Raw genomic sequence first — 21556 nt, 5'->3', positions numbered from 1 at the left:
TTTCCTTTCCTACTGGCTGTTAACGGATCGTGATCGTATGCACAGTCTTACCACTTGCGCCGTCATTATCCGTCACCGTTAGCTCTACGGTATACGTTCCAGCTGTGGTGAATTTATGCTTCACCTTGGAACCGACCGCCGTATCGCCATCGCCAAAATTCCAGCTGTAACTAACGATCTCACCGTCTACATCACGGGAAGCTTTGGCGTTAAATTGTACATTTTTGTTCTTCTTAGCTGATTCATTAGCCTGAATAATGGCTACCGGCTTCTCATTGGATGGATTCGGATCAGGGTTCTGTCCTCCACCATTGGCTACATACAATCTTCCCAGTGCCTCCGTCTCCACTTCATTTCCCGCTGCATCCCTTACCCGGATCACGATGACTCCGCCTTCCAGATTCAGAGAAGATGAAGTGAAATAAGTACCTTCATAGTGGCCTGACGAAGTTTCATTTAATGGAATATCGTTGCGGCCCAAAGTGGACAGGTTGAAAGGCAGCTCCACATGGAAGGACGCCTCCAAACCGGATGCACTGTCAAAGGATACTCGTACCGGCTGCCCTGGAGTAATACGCACATCCTCAGCAGGGCTAATGTTTTCAAGCTTCGGCAGAGCTGTATCGACATACACCGAGCGCGTAACACTTGTTTCGTTTTCGGCAAGATCCTTGGCCGTCACCGTAATTTGATTTTCACCTTCGTTGATAAGCAACCGCTTGTTAAAGCTGCCGTCACTTCCAAATTCAGCGGGCTCACCATTAATCGTCAATTCGGTGAGGAACTCGTCATACACGGTACCGACTACACTGACTACACCCGCGTTTGTACGGGCCCCTTCATCAGGTGAAGTCAGGATCAGACCCGGTTTAGTCTGATCGAGTGTCACAACCACCGTTTCGGAACGATCCGTTAATTTGCCGTATACCGCTGCTTGAACACTTAGCGGATTAGCACCTGGTTGAAGATCAACCGACAAACTGAAGTGGCGATCCTTCACTTTCGTTGTGCCAGCCAGCTCCTTACCGTTAAAGAGCTGAATATCGGCTCCTTCTGCCGGGGAAGTTCCTGTTACGGTAATCGACTCTTCCTGCGTATACGTAGCCTTCGTAGGAGTCGTAATCGTTGGAGCATTCACCGGATATCTGACGATAGCCCGGATCATGTAATTCCCTTCCTCCTCAGGAGATTGGCTCCATGCGCCGCTTACACCTTGCCAGCTGCGAAGTGCATTCGGGCCACTCTCATCTGTAGCAAGACCCGGCGACTGTGTGCCTACAGCAGACTGTGTATATACGATGTAGAAGTCACCTTGAACCGTCACCGGTTCTGGAAGCTGCACTGTCGTCCATTGTGACTCATCCCGCACGGCAGTCCCGTCGAATGGACCAGCCAATAATCGTCCAGGCGCTCCTGCCGCACCAGAGGCGTCATAAACAGAATATTGGAATGCCGTTCCTCCCGGATTCGGGAAGGCAGAGTTCCAGAACAAAAGCGATGCTCCTGTCACTTGAGCCACTTCCGACTCAGGCGTCATTCTGACTGCCCATGAATTGCCTGCCGCATTAAAGGCTCTGGCATTTTCTCCTGTCCCGTCATCGTAGGCGATGCCTCCCTGGAACCCGATGAAAGGTTTCAACGTGACATTCGCTTCCACGCTACCATTCGGAGGAGCAATAACGGATACACTGTCGCTATAATAATTCTCAGCTGAAATGGACAATGTGTATGTTCCTTCCAGCACGTCCAGCGTAAATTCTCCAGCCTCATTCGTCTCTACCGGAGCAATACGTGCATCCTCCAGCACCAACACTTTCGCTTTTTGGATCGGTTCACCGGATTGCTTGTCGGTAATGACCCCGTGAATCGTACCGTGAGGTATGGCCTGAAGGCTAAAGTTTGCTCTAATGACTTTGTTATTCTCAATCGTGACTGCTTTCGTTTGAGGCACATAACCATAGGCTTCAGCCTTCAGCGTATAGTCGCCTGCTACATGGGTGAAGCTGTATTTGCCCGTGGTCGGATCCGTTTTCACCGAACGTCCGGTTTCCAATACCGTAACCGTAGCGCTGGCTGGAAGACTGTCGAGCCCGACACGTCCACTATCCATCGTTGTTTCTGCCGGCTTCACTTTCTCCTGGAATTCACTCTTTTCAGTGCTCGTAATTTTGTACAGCGGAAACTGTTCTTCCGCCTTTTCCAGCTTGATATTCGACTCAGGTACAATGTCCTTGGTCACTGTCGCAGCTGGAATGCCCAACACACGGAAATCGTCAATGTACCAGCCGTTCTTGTTCACACTGTTATCCGATTTCAAACGGAAGCGAATTTGAATCTCATTGCCGGTGTAGCTATCCAGATTGTAATAAACTGGAGTCCACTTTTTCCCATTCGTATTGTGAGAGAACTTGCCCAGCTCGCTCCACGTGTCGCCATTGTTTTTGGACACTTCCACATAACCGTAATCATAGCTGGCCTCAATTTCAAACCAGTGATTGAAGGTCAGTGTTGCATTGCGTACAGCCTGCAAATTAATTTTTGGAGAAACCAGCGAAAATTCAGCCCCGTTCTCATAATTGCTATCAAGATCGGTTGCCCACACATTCGGTCTGGACACTGCGCTCTCTGGTCCTACTTCCTTCGGAATGCCACGTTCCCACTCATCCTTGGTACCGGAATGAGTCCAGCCATTATCCGAGCTGCCGTCAAAATGATCGCTATACAGCGTATCCGGCACGTCTACTCTCAGAGAAGCCTCATTCGACTTGATTCCTTCATTGCCACTATAATCCTCAGCCGCCACTGCATAATGATAGGTCGCTCCACCGACCGTGATGGTATCTGTGAGTGTCAGTGCTGAGGTTGTACCGATGGAAGTATAATTTTTGCCTGATTGGGTAGAACGATACACCTTGTACTGCTTCACATCTTCATCGGAGGAAGCATTCCAGGCCAGTGTGACGTTGCCCACAGTATCGGCTTCAGCAGTCAAATTGCTCGGCGCAGCAGGTGCAACGGTGTCTGGCTCCTGAATTGACAGATCGTCAATATACCAGCCATCTTTCACAACCGTATTGTCACTCGTAAAGTTGAAGAGGAGGTATACCTTTTGACCCGCGAATGCCCGCAAATCAAGATATTGTGTTTTCCAGCCGTTGCTGGTGCCAGTAAACGATAATACCTGCTCAAACGCATTCTGATTGTTTGTGGTTGCTACGTATACTTTGCCGAAATCAGAATTGTTTTCAAGATCGTACCAATGCTTGAAGCTGACCAGTGCCCCTTTTGAGCTCTCGGTCAGATCAATCGGAGGGGCCATAAAATAACTGTTGGAGTTGGCCTGATATTGGCCTTCGAGATTAGTCGCGATGACCTTTGTACCCGAATTTGCGCTTTTAGGGCCGCTTGTCGGAGTTCCCCATTTCCAAACACTGCCCTGTCCACCGATATTAATACCGGCAATGTCTTTTTCAAAGTCTTGTGTGTAACCTGGTTTTACGCCTTTGGAGATTTTAACCTTGTATACTTCAGTTTCAAATCCGTTATTACCGTAATCATTTACACGAATATAGTATTCCAGACCAGCGCTGTCCACCAAAAAAGTCGGGATGGACGCTTGATATGTACCATCTTTGCTGTCGCCGGAGGTCCGTTCCAACGGAATATATACATAGTTTGACGTACCTGCTGTTTTGGCAAATGCCTCAACGGCTGTCACGCCGACATCATCCGTTACATGAGCAGTCAGAGGTATATCAATACCTTCGAATGCCGCTGCGGGCGGTGTATGCTCGAGAACAGGTGCTTCCAGATCGTCGCCACCCGTTACAACTTTACCAGACACGGAGCCCAGACCTTGCATGACCGAACCGACTGCATCCAGCGCATTAATGACACCATGTCCGTAGCCATTGTTTGGCGAAGTAGGATATGTGCTGTCCGTGCGCGGTGTAGCTGTGTTCATCAAAATTTCCTCAAGCTGATCTACGGTAAGCGAATGATTCGCTTGCAGCAACAGGGCTGCAAGAGCCGCAACATGAGGTCCGGCCATAGAAGTACCGTTATATCCGCCTTTATAGCCGCCACCAGCGACAGATGACCGGATATTAACACCCGGTGCGGAAACTTCGGGCTTCACCTCACCATAGGGTGATGGTCCTAACAAGGAGAAGCTGGCTAGATTATCATTGATATCGGTGGCTCCAGTAGCGAAGGATTCCGGATAGTTCGCCGGATTGGCTACCGAAGCAGGTCCGCCCGGATTGGAAAGAGAGGTATTACCTGCAGAGAATTCAGGGAAGATTTGAGCATCCCGCCATGCCTGAACCACAGGCCGGAACCATTCATCAAGACCCGGTCCGCCTCCCCACGAGTTGTTCACTACGTCTGGAGCAAGCTCGGGATGAAGATTCCCTTGGGCATCTTTTGGCGCAAGCAGCCATTGACCGCCATCCAGTATAATCGCATCCGTCGTTTCCGGATTAAAAATCCGAACCGCAATCCACTTCGCACCAGGTGCAACGCCAACTCGGTTCGTTCCGTTTTCCTCAGAGCCGACCATCGTGCCCATCGTATGTGTACCATGGGAATCGTCTTCCTGATCGACCGGAAGCGTCGCATGACTATGCGGATCGTACCAGCTCAGTTCGGGATTCACGACATTGCCTGCCGCGTCCAGCCCCCGCCATTTGCGATGAAGGGCCGGATGTGTATAATCTACACCTGTATCCAGATTGGCAACCACGATTCCGGTTCCGTCAATTCCCTTTTCCCACACTTGTGGTGCGTTAATATGGGATATGTTCCATTCCACCGTAGATGGGTCTACAGCGTTCTTACCTGCATTGCCAGGCTTAGCCGATGTTTTGCCATCGTCCTTCTCCAGCTCTACAGCTTTCTCTACCGTCGTAGACTTCGCTGCGGCTGCTGTCACTGTTTCAGCTGTTTCAGCCGTTTTGGCATTTGCTCCTGCTTGCTTGTCAACCGTCACCTTTTGCAGATAACGCGTTTCATTCGGCAAGACTTTATCGACCTCAGGCAGCTGCGAAATATGATCCAGCACCTCCTTGGTGCTTGTTACAGCCAATGCATTGACAATAAAAAAGCTTTTATATTCCTTCACTCCGCCGCTCTCTGATTGCTTATCCAAATAATTTTCAAGCCCATATTGGGTTCTTGAAGCCGTTTCACGCAGAGAACTGATCACATGGCTGCGTGCAGCCATTTTGGCAGCGGAAGGTGTTATTTTCTCAAGTGAGGCCTTTTGAAGAGCATTTTTGGAAACCTTGTTGGTGTCTACCTGTTCTTTTAATTTGACCAGATAGGTAACATAGTTATTCTCCTCAAACTGTTTGGTCAGTTTCGGGGATACCTTCGCGGTCGTGACCTTATGCGAGGCGGATTTCAGCTCCAGCTTGGAGCCATCTGGTGTGTTATTCGCCAAAGCGGGTTGAACAAAGGAAAAGGCCATTAGCAAAGATAGTCCAATAGATAGTGGTTTCTTGAATCGTTTAGGTTTAATCAATTACTTCTCCACTCCTTTTACTAGGTTTAATGTTTCTGGAATAACCTGTACAGAGTAAGACCTCATACCTTACACATCAAACACACGGGTTGCGCAACACGATGTGGTTGGCGACCACCTCCTTCATAGAATATAGAGGCACAAAAATATTTGGCTGTTCATAGGTGGTGGTACTTCATAGGTGAGTTTACAATCCCAATAGGAAGCGATGAAATTCAGTAGAAACCAAGGAGAAAAAGCAGGAGAACTTCGAAGAAAAACATGTTATATCATTACATTTTATATTAAAAATTGATATATAATCATATATTATGGAATAGTATAAAGTTATCAAAACAGATATACAAGTCATTTTTTTGCATTTTTCTTGAAATTCTATGACTTTTATATTCTTTTATGTACGAAAACCCCTTTTTGCGGCTACGTAATAGTGCATTACACGGTTAATAGGTGTATGCAATCTCTGTACGAGCCGCTCAAAGGGATTTTCGGGGGTCTTTCTTAATCCTATCTTTCGCTCTATATCTTGTTCATTGGAAGTCGCTTATAGGATTTTTGCAAAATCCTCACTTAAGTACGGAGTTCACCGCAGCAAGCGCGTCGATCAGACCATATCCGTAACCATTGTTCGGTGAAGTCCGATACTGGCTATCTGTCAGCGGAGTCGCTGTTTTTGAAATAACATCCTCCAGTTGATCCACAGTCAAAGATGGTTTGGCCTGAAGCAGTAATGCTGCTAATCCAGCAGTATGCGGGCCTGCCATAGAAGTACCGTTCCATCCCCCCTCATACACTCCGCCCGGTACAGAAGAACGGATGTTCACACCAGGAGCCGAAATTTCAGGCTTCACTTCGCCATAAGGAGAAGGACCGCGCAGCGAGAAGCTGGCCAGCTTGTTGTTAACGTCCGTGGCTCCTGTCGCATAAGCTTCCGGTAGATTCGCCGGATTGGCTACAGACCCAGGTCCGCCCGGATTGGACAGTGTTGTGTTGCCTGCGGAGAACTCAGGGAAAATCTGAGCCGCTCTCCACGCCTTGGTGACTGGACGATACCATTCATCCAGGCCAGGTCCACCGCCCCAAGAGTTATTCACCACATCCGGTGCAAGCTCAGGGTGCTTTTTACCGTTTTTATCTACAGGAGCAAGAATCCACTGTCCACCGTCCAGTAAGATGGAGTCGGTGGTATCTGGATTGAATACTCGAACCGCAATCCATTTGGCGCCGGGAGCAACACCGATTTCATTCGTACCGTTGCTGTCCGAGCCAACGCTCGTCCCCATCGTATGTGTACCATGTCCATTTGAATCAGTTGGCAGCGATGCTCCATTAACCGCATCATACCAGCTCAGTTCTGGATTAACGACCTGGCCGGAAGCGTTCAGACCACGCCATTTTCTTTTCAGTGCCGGGTGAGTATATTCAACGCCTGTATCCAGATTGGCGACAACAATGCCTTTGCCGTCAATGCCTTTGGCCCAAACCTGTGGTGCTTTGATTTTAGAAATATTCCACTCGACACGGCTTGGCGTTACCGCATCCTTATACACGGATTCTTCCACCGATTTTTGCGCATTCTCTTCCGTCACAGCCGTATCTACAGCGGCTTGATCTGCAACCGCTTGGTCAGCTGTAGATTCCTCAACTACGGGCTGGGCATCCTTATCTATTTCTACCTTTTGCAGTTCCCGCTTTTCATCCGGTAAAATTTTGTCGATCTCAGGAAGTGTGGCGAGATTATCCATGACCTCTTTGGTGCTGGTTACCGCAAATGCGTTCACGATAAAGTAACTCTTGTATTTTTTGACGTTTCCGTTATTGACTTCCTTCTTTAAGTATTCTTCCACGGATTGTTGCGTTTTTTCTGCTGTATCCATGAGAGAGTTCACAACCGTTGTACGTACAGAAAGCTTAGCAGCAGCCGGTGAAATTTGCTCTGCAGAGGCCTTTTGGAAAGCATGCTTGGCAACTGACTCCGTATCCACCTGATCCTTCAATTTAACCAGATAGGTGACATACTCACTGGAACTGAATTGTTGGTTCAGCTTGGCTGAAACCTTGGCGGAAATGGTTGATCCTCCTGCTGAGGTGGTTGTGCTGGAATCTCCATATACCGGAGAAATTAGAGAAAAAGCAAGAAGAGCGGTAAAACTGACCGACAGCGTCTTTTTGATATTTTTCGACTTAATCAATACTTTCCATCTCCCTTTACTTGGTTTTTTAATTCTCAAGGACAGCCTCCGAGTAGCTACGTCAAAAGCTCACAAAATAGCCTCTGGTACTCACCTCCTTTAAAAAATATAGATTCCGCTGGGGTGAAATCCATAGGTCATCATTCTGAGGTGAATAACCCTTGGTGCAGACCGCAAAGAACGAGCATCGGGTAGGAACAGGTGGACAAGTTTGAAAATAGTAAGTGAAAAAAATGAAGAAAAAGGTAGGGTAAGAAACTAGAAGTGATCGAGGAGGTTGATAAGCAAGTATTAAAATACAATTTAAAACAAAAGAATGAAACATATGGTATCTTTTGAATCTAGTATAGTGTCATAAAATCAGATATTCAAGCATTTTTTTGAATTTTATTCCTTTTTTTCTTTAAGAAGAGAAAAATCTCTTCCATTTTCGAAGCAAATGCAAGTCTTCATTGTGCACTTGGTTTCGGAGATTAGAAGAGATTTTTCGGCATTCAGCAACAAATTTAAAGAGTGTTATCTGCCGCTATTTACAGGTATGGGAACCGATACGGCTCCATCTGGAAAGGAAGATTTGGTTTGCTGCGATCTGCGGCACAGACTTGTACATTCCCGAAAAGCCATTTGCCTGCATCCACAGCATTGATCCTGATTCACCAGCGCAAGGGCAGCCGTAAGGGCCTCTCCTGTATGTTCGAAAAAATGCTTTTGTCCAATCATGTCGTAGCATCCGGTCTTCTGTAGTAATGCCAGCGGTTGAGGCTGGAGTCCGGAAACAAGCACCGTCCCGCCAGACTTCCGGTATTTCTGAATTAATGCGGTAAAGTTACCTTCTCCCGTCATATCCATAAAAGGGACCTTTCCCATACGCAACAACAAAATCCCTTGTAGGTGGTCAGTCTGACCTCCCACACCTGAGTTTTCCAATACCGAAGCTGCACCGAAAAATAGAGGGCCTTCCACATTGTAAATAGCCACCTGTGGACAATCATGCTGATCTGTGACCATATGCGCGCCTACTTTTTCATGTTTTACAGAAGGATCAGGAAGTACCTTGTCTACTGAAAGTGTATTGCTCATACGTTTAACAAACAATACAACCGCCAGAATTAAACCCACCTCCACAGCCGTTGTCAGCGTCGTAAAAACCGTCAGCAAAAAGGTGACAACCAGTACGATAGAATCCGCTGTCCGCGTTTTGAGAATGTGCGCAAAATGCTTGCGCTCACTCATATTCCACGCTACTACCATCAGCACCGGAGCCATACTGGCCAACGGAATATTAGATGCATAAGGTGCAAAAAGCACCAGAATGAGGAGCACCACGAACCCATGTACGATGCCTGACATAGGAGAAACAGCACCGTTACGGATATTTGTGGCAGTGCGGGCAATTGCACCTGTCGCAGGAATACCGCCGAACAGCGGTGTCAGCAAATTAGCAATCCCTTGTCCAACCAGTTCACGATTGCTGTTATGCCGAGCTCCCGTCATACCGTCAGCTACCACCGCTGAAAGCAGAGATTCAATAGCTCCCAGCATTGCAATAACAAGTGCTGGCGGCAAGAGTTTCACGATCAAATCCCACGTCATCACAGGAATATGTAGCTCAGGTAAAGATGCTGGAATTGCGCCATACGCAGATCCAATGGTAGCCACCTGCCCTGGAAAAAGTAAAGCTGCCACCAGCGTTGACAAGAGTAGGCCAACCAGTGAGCCGGGTATCTTGGGCCATTTTTTTGGCACCAAAATAAGCGCGGCAAGACAGATACAAGCCGTCAGGATACTATATACATTCAGTGAAGGAAGTCGATGGATGAGCTCTGCCATGGAAGGCAGAAAAGTTTCATGCCGCTCTACCCCGCGCAAGCCGAGAAAGTTAGCAATCTGACCGCTGAATATCGTCACGGCAATTCCGGCCGTAAAGCCAATTGTTACTGGCTTGGGAATAAACTTAATCAGTGCCCCCAGCCTTAGCACACCCATTAAAATGAGCATAATGCCCGCCATAAAACCGGCTATGAGTAGGTTCTCATAACCGTATTGCATGACAATAGCCAGCAAAATCGGAATAAATGCACCAGTAGGTCCTCCGATCTGGAATTTGGACCCTCCCAGCAGCGAAACCAAAATCCCCGCAACAATGGTCGTATACAGCCCATATTCCGGCTTTACTCCTGATGCAATGGCAAACGCCATACCGAGCGGAATCGCCACAATTGCTACAATACTTCCGGAAATTAGATCCTTTCGCAAAGCCCCTGCGTTATAGCCTTCGAACCTTCCTATCCACTTCATTCCTATAACCCTTCTTTTCTGTAATAGCATTACTTCTCGTTACGTATACCTTCCAGCAACGAGATAGCTTCGACCAAATGATTGTCAAAAATCCGCCGCGCCACCGCAAGCAGCTCCGTCAAAAGCGGATCACGTAGTGAATATACAACCGATGTACCTTCCTTGAAGCTGTTCACCAAATTTTTGGCCCGTAAAACGGCCAATTGCTGCGATACGGCAGAACCTTCGGAACCGAGCGCAGTCTGCAGCTCGTTCACATTCCGTTCCCCTTCACTCAGCACCTCCAAAATGCGGATGCGCAGAGGGTGAGCCAATGCTTTGAAAAAGTCGGCCTTAAATTTCTGGAGATCTCCTTCCATGCCTGCTCCGTCCCCCTCACAGAATTGTCCTATAAACGATCAACAATATCTGAATATTTGAATATTCAGTACAATAACAGCTTTAGGCCAATTGAACTATGATGTTACTCACACTTCACCATGAGTAAAGTCACATTCTCCCACACTTCTATCTTTCAGGGGTTGACAGCTTCCACAGGTTTCCATTAACATAGCAATTAACTTTAAGAAAAGGGGGCCGACAGACATGACCGAGCTTTATATGATAACGACAGACAGGCAGCATGATACAATCACATATTTGTGTTTTCGTCTCATCGGCCCCGTTCGGGCGACATGATGGGTGATATCACGCTGTCTGACGGCGTGATTAGCCAGGCTTTTTTATTTTTTTATGCTATTGGAAGAACAGGTTATTTTACGTATTTATGAGTTGATCATAAAATGTAATGACACTTTCGGTGCAGGAAGCCGTAGACGACAAGTCTGCGGTTTTTTTTGTTTTTTAAATCTTTTTATGCAAGTATTTATGAATTTACATGAAGAAGGGAACTACCCATTTATATGAATATACAACATACAACCAACTCGTCCTTGCATGAAGGACCATACAGCCATCTGATGAAGCTTCCGGCAGGTGATCTAACCGTATATGCTTCTCAGCAACTTTTCTCCTCACTGGATTACAAGGTGTTCGAGATGGCTAATAACAATTTACAAATTCCTGGTATCCGCTATATGGGATACACACCAGATGTACATGTAGGCGTCGGAACCTGCATCGGTACGACTGCTGTATGGGGAATGGAGGACGGCTATGTATCTCCCTCCATCGTCGGCAGCGATATTGGCTGTGGCATGCGCGTACACCTGACCAATCTGCACAAGGATGCTTTGAAGGAAACCAAGCTGCGCCGTAAGCTGGTCAAAACCATCGACAAATACTTGCCCATGGAAGTCCACCAGCGCGGGCATTATTCGGATATCCGACTGGAGCATATTGTACGCAAGGGTCTGCACGGCTTACCCAACAAATATATTCCGGACAGCTACACTCCTAAGAAATCCACCTCACTCACCCATGTAGAGCACAGTAAGTTCTCCTTTGACGAGGAGGTGCTGAATCTTGTCGAAGACCGTACATGGCATCGGGCTCACCGACAGCTCGGCACACTGGGTGGAGGCAATCATTTCGTCGAAATTCAGGCGATTGAAATCGCTGAGGAAAACCGCGAAACAGCTGAAGCATGGGGTATGTTCGACGGTCAGGTGGCTGTGATGATTCATTCTGGATCGCGGGCTTGGGGTGGAGCAGTCAGCCAGGCCAGTTCATCTGCTATTGCCAAGACGATGAGCCGTCTCGGACTCGGCACCTCTGACCCGAGACTGGTATTCGCACCGCTGGACCATCCCGAGGCTGCACATTATGTCGATATGATGTATTCGGCGCTGAATTATGCCGTGGTAAACCGACATCTCATCGCATACTCGGTGCGTGAAGCCTTCCGCGATGTCTTTGGTACAAAGTGCGAGTTGCGTACTTTGTATGATCTAATGCACAATTATGCTTGGGAGGAATCCCATCCGGATCACGGCAGCGTGTTTGTGCATCGTAAAGGTGCTACGCGTGCTCTTCCAGCAGGACACCCTGACAATCCGCGGCCTTATCAGGCGACAGGGCATCCGGCCCTGATCCCCGGCTCTATGGGGACAGCCTCTTATATTATGGTAGGTTTACCGGGCGGTCAGGATAACTTCCACTCCATTTGTCATGGAGCAGGCCGTATTCGTTCGCGTTCTGCGACCAAACGACTCGTCAGTGTGGACGATTTTGCAGGGGCCCTGGGTGTAGGGACAGACGACGAAATTGTGGTCAATCAGGCATCACTGGAAAGCATTATCGACGAATCTCCGCAAGCCTACAAAAATGTAGATGATATTATCGAAAGTGTCACCGGGGCAGGACTCGCAGCAGTTGTAGCCAAATGCAAGCCGCTAGCCGCCCTGAAAGGAGCCAAATAATTTGAGTATAGACATCCCAGCTATTTACGAATTTGATGAACGTACAGATGGGCGCATTACCGGTTATGCCGCTTATGCCCGTCTGATCGACGGTATCAGTGAAGCACTCTATAACCGCTACGGCGTAAAATACGTGCTGTATGCCAGCGATGATCCCAATATTGAGTATTGGGATTTACTGGAGGAGGACATTCGTGCAGGCAGTCCCGATCTGGAGCATGTAGCACGGGTCTTCGATCGTCTGGAGGAACGCACCATCCAGTATGACGATGACGGGCCGACTCCTGAATATGGCGTGCATCTGTCGATGCGTAATAATGTATTCGCCTATCCCAAGTGGGGCATCGCGCTGGCGCGAGTTCCCTTTTTCCGTGAGAATGGCGTGTACAATGAAGATTACGTATTTGCGATAGGCGACCAAGAGCTGCAAGGCTTCCTCGCGGGAGTACGCGGTCGTGAACGTAAGCAGAATATGAAGCGTGTCACCGTTTTTACCGACACAAGCCGTGGACTTTCTCGGCAGGCAGAGCCGATAACCCGCGCAATTACGCGGGATGACGTGATTTTGAAAGCGGAAATCAAACGGGATATTTTCCGATCACTCGATCAGTTTTTTGAAGCGGATCGTACCTTCTATCAGACTTATAACATTCCTTACAAGCGTGGTATTCTGCTATACGGCCATCCGGGCAACGGTAAAACAACACTTGTAAAATCAATTGCCAGCAGTGTACCGGGTCCGGCAGCCTACTGGCAAATTACGGAGTATACAACCAGTGAATCGGTCAAAGAGGTGTTCGAGGCGGCTACTCGCCTGGCTCCGATGGTACTGGTTATTGAGGACATTGATTCCATGCCTCAGGAGGTGCGTTCTTTTTTCCTGAATACCCTCGACGGTGCTACATCCAAGGAGGGCATCTTCCTGATCGGAACGACCAATTATCCCGAAAAAATCGACCCAGGTCTGATGAACCGGGCAGGGCGTTTCGACCGGGCTTATGAAATCAGTTTGCCTGACGAAGCGCTGCGACTGGCATATCTCAAGCTGCGCAACTTCCTTGTTTTTGCAGGGGAAACAGGTACACAGAAGGCGGCAGCCATGACTGACGGGTTTTCGCTGGCACAGCTCGGAGAACTGTATGTCAGCACTGCTCTGGAGTGGCATGAGCAGGGAAAAGCCGATATTGAACTGATTATCAAAGGTATGCGAGGCGAGCTCGATAAGAGCCGTAAGCAGGACTGGTTAAAAAATGTGGCCGAAGGACGAGTCGGGTTCTTCTGAGTTATCCTTTCATTGCCTTATCAAGAAATTTATGTTACGTTTATAAATAATAAAGTATCGAAAGGGTGACCTTAAGCCAATGATCTACTAATCCTATTCCACCGAAGAAAAAAATCGTAATCTTACGAATTTTCTGGATAGGATTAGTGTAGGCTTTGGGTATTCACGATAAGAGCATTGCTTCTTTGACGGGAGCAGTGTATCTTCTTGTTCGCACGTCTACCTCCTATCCAGAAACCAATGGATAAGGAGGTTTTTTGCATGAAAAGAATACTTGGAATCCTAATGATTAATATCTTCATCGTTATGGTGGGCGTTGGTTTAATTACCCCCATCCTGCCAGAACTGATCATTGAGTTTGGAGCCAGTGGACGGGCGATCGGTTTATTGGTAGCAGCCTATGGCATGACACAATTCCTGCTCTCTCCCCTGACTGGACAGCTGTCTGATCGATATGGGAGAAAGGCATTCATCGTCGTAGGTGTCATTGTTTTTGCTGTGGCTAAATTTATCTTTGCTATTGGAGATGAGCTGTGGATGCTGTATACCTCAAGACTTCTGGAAGGAATGGCAGCAGCCCTGATTGTTCCACCCATGATGGCATATGTAGCGGATATTACAACAACCGAAGAACGCGCCAAAGGAAATAGCCTGCTAGCCGCAGCCATGTCATTCGGATTTGTTATTGGACCTGGACTGGGTGGTCTTCTTGCAGGATATGGAACGAGAGTGCCGCTTTACGCAGCGACAGGTGCTGCTATGGTTGCAATTATTTTTTCAGTGTTTTGTTTGCCTGAAAGTTTATCGAAAGAGCAAATGAAAGCAGCACGGGCAAGAATGATTCAGAAGGAATCTATTTACAAACAATACGCGAGATCGTTGAAGTCAAAATATACGATGCTCTTTGTACTTGTCCTGGTGATGACCTTTGGACTCGCTAATTTTGAATCTGTTCTTGGTTTATATGTAACGAACCGCTTCCAATTCTCACCTCAAAATATTGCTGTCATTCTGACCGCAGGTGCTGTGATCGGAGTCGGTATGCAAGCATTAGTTGTTGCTAAAATAATCAATAAGTTTGGTGAACAAAGGGTGATCAAAGGATCGCTTCTTTTCACCTCAGTTGCTTATATTTTATTTCTCTTAGCCAAAGATTTTTGGAGTATCTTCCTTGTCACTTCCCTTATTTTCTTTGCCACAGCTATGCTTCGTCCAGCTCTTAATACACAATTATCGAAGATGGCCGGGAATGAGCAAGGATATGTAGCGGGTATGAATAATGCCTATATGAGTGTCGGGAATATTTTAGGCCCTACTCTAGCGGGATTTTTATTTGATGCAAATCTGTTCGCTCCATTCATAGCAGGCTGTTGTATTCTGTTGATTACTTTTTTGCTTACATTAAAATTGAAATAAAAGAGGACAACTGATGAGCAAAAGGCAGCTACGGGTGCGAGGCTTATTTTTCAATGCCCGGCTGTAGCTGCCTTTTTATTCAGTCTAAACGCTTATTTTAATAAATACTGTAATTCCCTTTATTCCGCTTCCCCGCTCAGACGATTCAAAAACTGAATAGCCCGTGGACTGGTGGGCTGCTCCAGAACCTCATGCGGCGTACCCTGCTCAACGATTACACCCTGATCCATCAAAATCACATGGTCCGCGACCTCAGCTGCAAATTTCATTTCATGGGTGACAATGACCATGGTCATCCCTTCGGCGGCCAATTGCTTCATGACCTTAAGCACCTCGCCTACCAACTCGGGGTCAAGCGCAGAGGTCGGCTCGTCAAACAATAGTACCTCAGGTTCGACCGCCATTGCCCGGGCAATACCGACCCGTTGCTGCTGTCCTCCCGATAACTGATGCGGATAGGATTCCGCTTTATCAGCCAACCCCACTTTTTTAAGCAACTCCAATGCACGTTTGCGCGCCTCATCCTTGCTCTTTTTCTGAACCGTGACTTGGCCCTCCATCACATTTTGTACTGCTGTCATATGCGGGAAGAGATTGTAGGATTGAAATACCATCCCTGTCCGCTTGCGCAGCGCCAAAATGTTTTCTTGCCGGAGCTTCGTTCCTTTCGCAAAATTCAGTACAATATCCCCTACTTGGATCTCTCCTTGGTCAGGAATTTCCAGCAAATTCAAGCAGCGTAAAAGCGTTGTTTTACCAGAACCTGAAGGACCGATGATAACAAGCACTTTCCCCTTACCCAACGTCACGTCAACACCCTTAAGCACTTCCAGCGAGCCGAACGATTTGTGTATATTCCGAATTTGGATCACCGGTACAATCTCCTTTATCTGACGGAAAAACGGCCTAGTCGCTTCTCCAGGTAATTTTGCAGCACAGTCAAAATAGTGCTAAACAGCAGGTAAATAACCCCAGCCTCGGTATACACCAATAGCGGTTCGTATGTGGTAGCTACAATCTGGTTAGCCGTTCTGAACATTTCCACATAAGTGATGGTCGCAGCCAGTGAGGTATCCTTCACTAAGCTGATGAATGAATTAGCCAACGGAGGTACGGACACACGGGATGCTTGCGGAAGCACGATACGCCGCAATACTTGCCAGCGCGTCATACCCAGAGAGTATCCCGCCTCCCATTGGCCTTCCTGAATGGATATGATAGCCGCACGCATAATTTCAGAGCTATAAGCCCCTACGCTGAGGGTAAAGCCGATCACTGAAGCAATAAACGGGTCCAGTGTAATACCCACGGAAGGTAAACCATAGAAAATAATATACAATTGCACCAGCAAAGGAGTTCCTCGAATCACCCATACATAGAAGCCGAAAATCAGCTTGAGTATTCTCCATTTGGACAGCCGGGCCAACGCTGTAATCAGCGCCAGCACGAGTCCCAGAGCAAAGGAGATAAGCGTGAGTGGAATCGTAAAAGAAACCCCTGCTTTTAGCAGAGGCAATAATGAATCGATAATGATTTGTATTTGACGATCATCCATTGTACAGACATCCTTTGAAAAGATAGGTTTGAGAAGATTCAGTTCGACTTGGCGAACGTTTGGTCTTCATTTATTATTTGGATACGTCAGCTCCAAAATATTTCTCGGAAATTTTCAGGTACGTACCATCAGCCTTCATATCAGCCAGCGCTTTGTTTACTTCCTTGATCAAATCTTCGCTGCCTTTATTGAATACAGCTGCGCTGTGTGAAGCATCTGGAGATTCGTCCACCTTTTTGATGGGTGCGTCAGGCTTTTGCTTTTTCAGATCGAGATAGGATAATCCATCATTGACGGTCGCATCCACCCGTTTGGAAGTGAGGAGGTCGATGGCTTGGTTGAATCCCTCTGTTGCCACAATTTCCGCACCGTTGCTTTTCGCGATTTGAGTCAGGTTACTGGTCAGGGACTGCCCAGCCTTTTTTCCTTTTAGATCAGCAAATTTCTGGATGTCTGTATTGTCTTCGCTTACGATCAGAACTGCCTTGGAGACAATGTACGGATCGGAAAAATCATATTTTTGCTTGCGTTCATCTGTAATGGATACTTCATTGAACACCGTGTCAAACCGCTTGGAGTTCAATCCTGCGAATATGCCGTCCCATTGCGTCTCGATAAACTCCGGTTGTACCCCCAGGCGTTTACTCACTTCAGTCGCAATATCGACATCGAAGCCTGTCAGCTTACCAGCAGCATCATGGTAGGTAAACGGAGCATAGGTACCTTCCGTGCCAATTCTTAGCTTGCCGCTTGCTTTTACAGATTCAAGAGTAGCTGTAGCAGTAGTATCTGCTTTTCCATTATTAGATCCGTTATCTCCGGTAGATGCATTATTGGTACTGGCGCCTTTATCGTTGTTACCGCAGGCCGAAACCAGCAATGCCATCACGATGAGTACAATCGGCAAAAAACTAAATTTTTTCATGGTATCCACACTCTTTCCCTTTTTCTTGATAACCTAGCACGCGGCTGGTCATTGAATAGTACATCATTCATTTTCACGCGTCAATGCTTTTATCCAATAATCCCTATGCAAAAGGTAAGTTATATATCTTTGCAGCCTAAAGTTATTCTAGGTTGACTCTTTCATTGGCAGGCTATTCATTACAACTCCCCTCACAGCAACTTTTTCTGTACCCTTACGTTAGAGATTTCGTATAATAGGTTTTAATATGCAGTTTAGAAATATACCGGAGTGTGATCATGGATACCCAAAATTCAACCTTATCCTCTACATCACCTGAAGGAAGTCACTCGGCCTGGGCTACCTTCACTTCACCTTTAAAACAATCCAAAGCGTTCACCTTGTTGTGGCTTGGACATTGGATCGCAATGTTGGGGAGCTCAGTCACCACAGTCATTTTGCCACTGGTTATCTATTCCCTAACAGGCTCGACTACTATCATGGGACTGGCGATGACTGTTTATATGCTGCCTAACGTACTTATTCTGCCTTTCGCAGGAATGATCGTGGACAGAATTGACCGAATTCGTCTCCTTCTGTTTACGAATATCGCCCGGTTTGGACTGATGTTCATTGCGGCAGTGCTGATGTTTACAGGCGGGATGAAATTGCCGGTTCTATTCGTTGGCCTAGCGTTGTACGGATTGATGGACGGTATCTTTAATCCTGCTTATTCTGCCTTACGCGCACAGGTGTTCACACCGGACATACGTAATGCAGCTAACGCGCTTAGTCAGATCAGTATACAAGCCGTCCGTCTACTTGGCCCTCCGTTAGGAGGCTTCATTGTATCTTTTTCCTCACCGGGTGTCGGCTTTGGACTGGATTCCATCGCTTATCTGATATCTTTTGCCTGTTTTTGGATGCTGAGCGCTCATTTGGCCTCCATCATCGGCAAAGGTCAGGTAGATCCAGAACAGCAAGATCAGGGTGGACAGCATTTTCTCAAGGATTTTATCGCAGGCTTTATCATTCTCAAAAGCCACCCCTGGCTATGGATTACGATTCTTGCCTTTTCCTTCATTAATATTTGTTATTCAGGCATTATCGCTGTACTCATTCCGTGGCTGTTCAAGGTTCATCATGGCTACAATCCAGTCGTATACGGCATTGCGATGGCAAGTAGCGGCATTGGCGCCATGCTGGGGGCCTTTGTGTATGGATCACGCAAACATTGGAAGCATCGCGGTCTGCTCGCATACTTAGGAGCTTTTGTCAGCGGCCTTGCTTTACTACTGTTGTCTGTAGTCACTTGGATGCCAGGACTGATTATGAGCATGATGCTCGAAGGATTTGGCATTATGATATTTGCGATTATCTGGGAGACAAGCCTTCAGGAATTAGTCCCAGCCGAGTCTTTTGGACGTGTAGCTAGTCTGGATCTAATGTTTTCCTTTGCCCTGCTCCCTGTCGGCTATCTGGCCGTAGGTGCTGTAGCGGATAAGCTTGGTGGTATGTTCACAATTGGCATGTTTGCAACCATCGGCATGTGTATCGTGCTCGGCGTTCTAAGTGTTCCTCATATCAGGCGTTTTCAATAGGAAAAATTCGTCACTTTTCCTCAAAAAAAGCTGCTCCCACAGGTTCTTTTTCGAACCTTGCGGAAGCAGCTTCTTTCCATTTTTAGCCTTGTGCCCCATAGGGGCTAGTCTATTCATTGATTCGTAAAGTTAGCCTCTACTTCGTCCAACGGAACGGAAGATCAAGCTTACAATCACGACCAGCACAATCGCACCAATTAATGCAGGAACGATGTAGAACGATCCGATTTCAGGACCCCAGTTTCCCAGAATCAAGCTACCCAACCATGCGCCGATAAAACCAGCGATGATGTTACCTATCACGCCACCCGGAACATCACGACCTGCAATAATTCCTGCCAACCAACCAATAATACCACCAACAATCAATGCCCATAACCAACTCATTTTGCGTCACCTCGTTTAAGTTTTTATCGTTGTGTTCTATTATTAACCACTCGAACTCCTTTTGAACACACAAAAGACGATTGGTTAATATTACCACAGAACGGAACACTGATTTAGGGACTTGATACCATCTTACGTGCCTCTATGACTATTTATACCCCTTGTGTGAAAAGTGTGTCTCATATGCGTTTATCCTTGTATTCCTGCTTTTTTTGTGCCATCCTCACATTATGGCTTCATTAATGTCACTTCATGCATAAGTTACAAAAATAACAGATTTTAAGGAGTGACCCCAACTGGAGTGTCGAGTAGGATGTGCCGCGTGCTGTATTGCCATTACGATTTCTTCCCCTATTCCCGGCATGCCAGATGGAAAACCAGCTGGTGTTCCTTGCCCTCAGCTCACTTCCGATTACCGTTGCCGATTGTTTGGCAAACCTGAGCGCCCAGTTGTATGCAGTGGATTCCATGCTGATGAGGATACGTGTGGAAGCACTAATGAAAGAGCATTTGAACTGCTGAGAAAGCTGGAGGAGTCAACTTTACCGGGTAAAACTTAAGGAGAAGTTCATTCTATATGAAGGAGAATTTTAATTATGAATGTTATTGAAAAAAGAATTGCCGAATTAAAGCAATATCGGCCCGATCTTACCGCCCCGAAGGATATCGATTTATTCTGGGCCAAAACATTGGAAGAAGTACACACCAAACCTGTACGTGCGTTCAAAGCTCCCGTAGAAACACCTTATCCTCATATCCTTGCCTACCGGGTTACTTTTGAGGGTGTCGATGATACGCCTCTGCATGCCTGGTATGTACGCCCCCGATTTGCCGGAGATCAAAAGCTGCCGTGTATCGTTCTGTTTCATGGCTATACAGGCGGAAAAGGCTATCCTGAAGATTATTCCTCTTGGCTCATGCTTGGCTTTGCTGTATTGGCAGTAGATGTACGTGGTCAGGGAGGAGAAACGGGAGACCGTCTGGGTGATCCTCACGGTACGGTTAAAGGCTGGGTAACGAAAGGAATATTGGACAAGGATACCTGCTACTACAAAACGATTACAACCGATGCCCTTAGAGCCGTAGATTGGGTAGCGGAGCAGTCGGATGTTGATTCGGCTAAAATCGCAATCAGTGGCGCCAGTCAGGGCGGCGGACTTTCATTAATGGTGGCTGCGCTCAGCGATAAAGCTGCCATTACGGTCGCGGATATCCCCAATATGTGTCATATGGATTTTGGTATGATGAATTCTACCAGTTCACTGACGGAAGCAGCTGAATTCGTCAACCGATTTCCGGAGCATTTGGAGCAGGTACTACATACATTAAGTTATTTTGACGTGATGAATCTTGCTCATCGCATTCGTACCCCGATCATGGTATCGGTAGGGTTCAAGGATACTGTGTGTATGCCAGAGACGATTTTCGCCGCTTATAACCGTATTGAATCACCTAAAACGATTGAAATTTATCCGTTTATCGGACATTGGGTTGAAGGCTTTCAAAGACGCAAAACGGCAGAATTTTTAGTTCAGCATTTTTCATAATTCGCTTCCCAACGCTCGAAAGTACAATATATAGAATGATTCCTCCGGTGCACAAAAAAAGAACACCACGCATCAAACTGCGTAATGTTCTTTCTACTGCATCGGGGTCAGTCCCGCTTACGCTAGACAAACTCCTCGACACTTCACACGAAAAAATCTTCTAAGATTACGATGCAGCCCGCTGTTCTGCTGCCGAATCCCCTGTCCATTTTCGCACCCAAACAAAATCCATAATCATCAGACCAAACGGGATGAAGGAGGCAAACATAATAAAAAGAGGCCGCCGTATAGACCAGTGCAGTGCTGTTTTTCCATAGATTAAAGCAACGAGGAGCAACAAAAAGCTCACCCGGTATATGTTACCAATCACCATAACCGCCTGGGTCATGCCCGCAGCTTGCAGCGGCTGGTGGGTGAATAGTATCGCCAAATAAGCTATAGCTTGAAGCCAAAGCATGAGTCGGACACGCCCCAAAGGTGTTCTTAACAC

The 21556-nt window shown here is 47.0% G+C and carries 15 protein-coding genes; 6 read left to right on the top strand and 9 right to left on the bottom strand.

What is annotated here, in order from left to right; all coding sequences use genetic code 11:
• Window positions 1–19: 19 nt before the first annotated feature.
• The 4 genes from MHB54_RS20520 to MHB54_RS20505 form a co-directional block, all read right to left on the bottom strand.
• Window positions 20–5524, bottom strand: a complete 5505-nt coding sequence (locus MHB54_RS20520) for a S8 family serine peptidase (RefSeq protein ID WP_340981867.1) — start codon at window positions 5522–5524, stop codon at window positions 20–22.
• Between the two features lie 566 nt (window positions 5525–6090).
• Complete coding sequence (locus MHB54_RS20515) at window positions 6091–7716, bottom strand: S8 family serine peptidase (RefSeq protein ID WP_028542492.1); 1626 nt, start codon at window positions 7714–7716, stop codon at window positions 6091–6093.
• 516 nt (window positions 7717–8232) lie between these two features.
• On the bottom strand, window positions 8233–10014 hold the full coding sequence (locus tag MHB54_RS20510) for a SulP family inorganic anion transporter (protein WP_076265309.1): 1782 nt from the start codon (window positions 10012–10014) through the stop codon (window positions 8233–8235).
• Between the two features lie 29 nt (window positions 10015–10043).
• The gene (locus MHB54_RS20505; RefSeq protein ID WP_013311437.1) at window positions 10044–10373 is read right to left on the bottom strand and encodes an ArsR/SmtB family transcription factor; all 330 of its coding nucleotides are present in this window, start codon (window positions 10371–10373) and stop codon (window positions 10044–10046) included.
• Between the two features lie 543 nt (window positions 10374–10916).
• On the opposite strand from MHB54_RS20505, the gene MHB54_RS20500 reads away from it, so the two are divergent.
• The 3 genes from MHB54_RS20500 to MHB54_RS20490 all read left to right on the top strand — a co-directional run bounded on the left by MHB54_RS20500 (window position 10917) and on the right by MHB54_RS20490 (window position 15072).
• Window positions 10917–12374, top strand: coding sequence for an RtcB family protein (locus MHB54_RS20500; protein ID WP_071558392.1), 1458 nt, complete (start codon window positions 10917–10919; stop codon window positions 12372–12374).
• Window position 12375: 1 nt separating this feature from the next.
• Window positions 12376–13656, top strand: a complete 1281-nt coding sequence (locus MHB54_RS20495) for an AAA family ATPase (protein ID WP_023989822.1) — start codon at window positions 12376–12378, stop codon at window positions 13654–13656.
• Between the two features lie 261 nt (window positions 13657–13917).
• Window positions 13918–15072 carry an MFS transporter gene (locus MHB54_RS20490; protein ID WP_069080317.1) on the top strand — a complete coding sequence of 385 codons (1155 nt, stop codon included), beginning with the start codon at window positions 13918–13920 and terminating at the stop codon, window positions 15070–15072.
• Between the two features lie 119 nt (window positions 15073–15191).
• Here the strand turns inward: MHB54_RS20490 and MHB54_RS20485 are convergent, their stop codons facing one another.
• The 3 genes from MHB54_RS20485 to MHB54_RS20475 form a co-directional block, all read right to left on the bottom strand.
• Window positions 15192–15944, bottom strand: a complete 753-nt coding sequence (locus MHB54_RS20485) for an amino acid ABC transporter ATP-binding protein (RefSeq protein WP_023989824.1) — start codon at window positions 15942–15944, stop codon at window positions 15192–15194.
• A gap of 14 nt (window positions 15945–15958) precedes the next feature.
• Window positions 15959–16627, bottom strand: coding sequence for an amino acid ABC transporter permease (locus MHB54_RS20480; protein ID WP_023989825.1), 669 nt, complete (start codon window positions 16625–16627; stop codon window positions 15959–15961).
• 73 nt (window positions 16628–16700) lie between these two features.
• Complete coding sequence (locus MHB54_RS20475) at window positions 16701–17552, bottom strand: amino acid ABC transporter substrate-binding protein (RefSeq protein ID WP_023989826.1); 852 nt, start codon at window positions 17550–17552, stop codon at window positions 16701–16703.
• Between the two features lie 278 nt (window positions 17553–17830).
• Between MHB54_RS20475 and MHB54_RS20470 the strand changes: the two genes are divergently transcribed.
• Window positions 17831–19132: an MFS transporter gene (locus tag MHB54_RS20470; protein WP_053325926.1), complete on the top strand. Its 1302-nt coding sequence runs from the start codon at window positions 17831–17833 to the stop codon at window positions 19130–19132.
• 129 nt (window positions 19133–19261) lie between these two features.
• Here the strand turns inward: MHB54_RS20470 and MHB54_RS20465 are convergent, their stop codons facing one another.
• Window positions 19262–19519: a GlsB/YeaQ/YmgE family stress response membrane protein gene (locus tag MHB54_RS20465; RefSeq protein WP_023989828.1), complete on the bottom strand. Its 258-nt coding sequence runs from the start codon at window positions 19517–19519 to the stop codon at window positions 19262–19264.
• 296 nt (window positions 19520–19815) lie between these two features.
• Between MHB54_RS20465 and MHB54_RS20460 the strand changes: the two genes are divergently transcribed.
• A complete protein-coding gene (locus tag MHB54_RS20460) occupies window positions 19816–20079 on the top strand; it encodes a YkgJ family cysteine cluster protein (protein WP_176716855.1) in 264 nt (87 codons plus the stop codon).
• A gap of 36 nt (window positions 20080–20115) precedes the next feature.
• Entirely contained in the window at window positions 20116–21066 is a 951-nt protein-coding gene (locus MHB54_RS20455; protein ID WP_264454678.1) for an acetylxylan esterase, read from the top strand.
• A gap of 166 nt (window positions 21067–21232) precedes the next feature.
• On the opposite strand, the gene MHB54_RS20450 is transcribed toward MHB54_RS20455, so the two are convergent.
• Window positions 21233–21556 (bottom strand): DUF3817 domain-containing protein, encoded by a 324-nt coding sequence (locus MHB54_RS20450; RefSeq protein WP_053325928.1) that lies wholly within the window; start codon window positions 21554–21556, stop codon window positions 21233–21235.

The sequence above is a fragment of the Paenibacillus sp. FSL M7-0802 genome (assembly GCF_038004945.1).
In the GTDB taxonomy this organism is placed as follows: Bacteria; Bacillota; Bacilli; order Paenibacillales; family Paenibacillaceae; genus Paenibacillus; species Paenibacillus polymyxa_B.
This window is presented reverse-complemented; position numbering and strand designations above follow the sequence as displayed.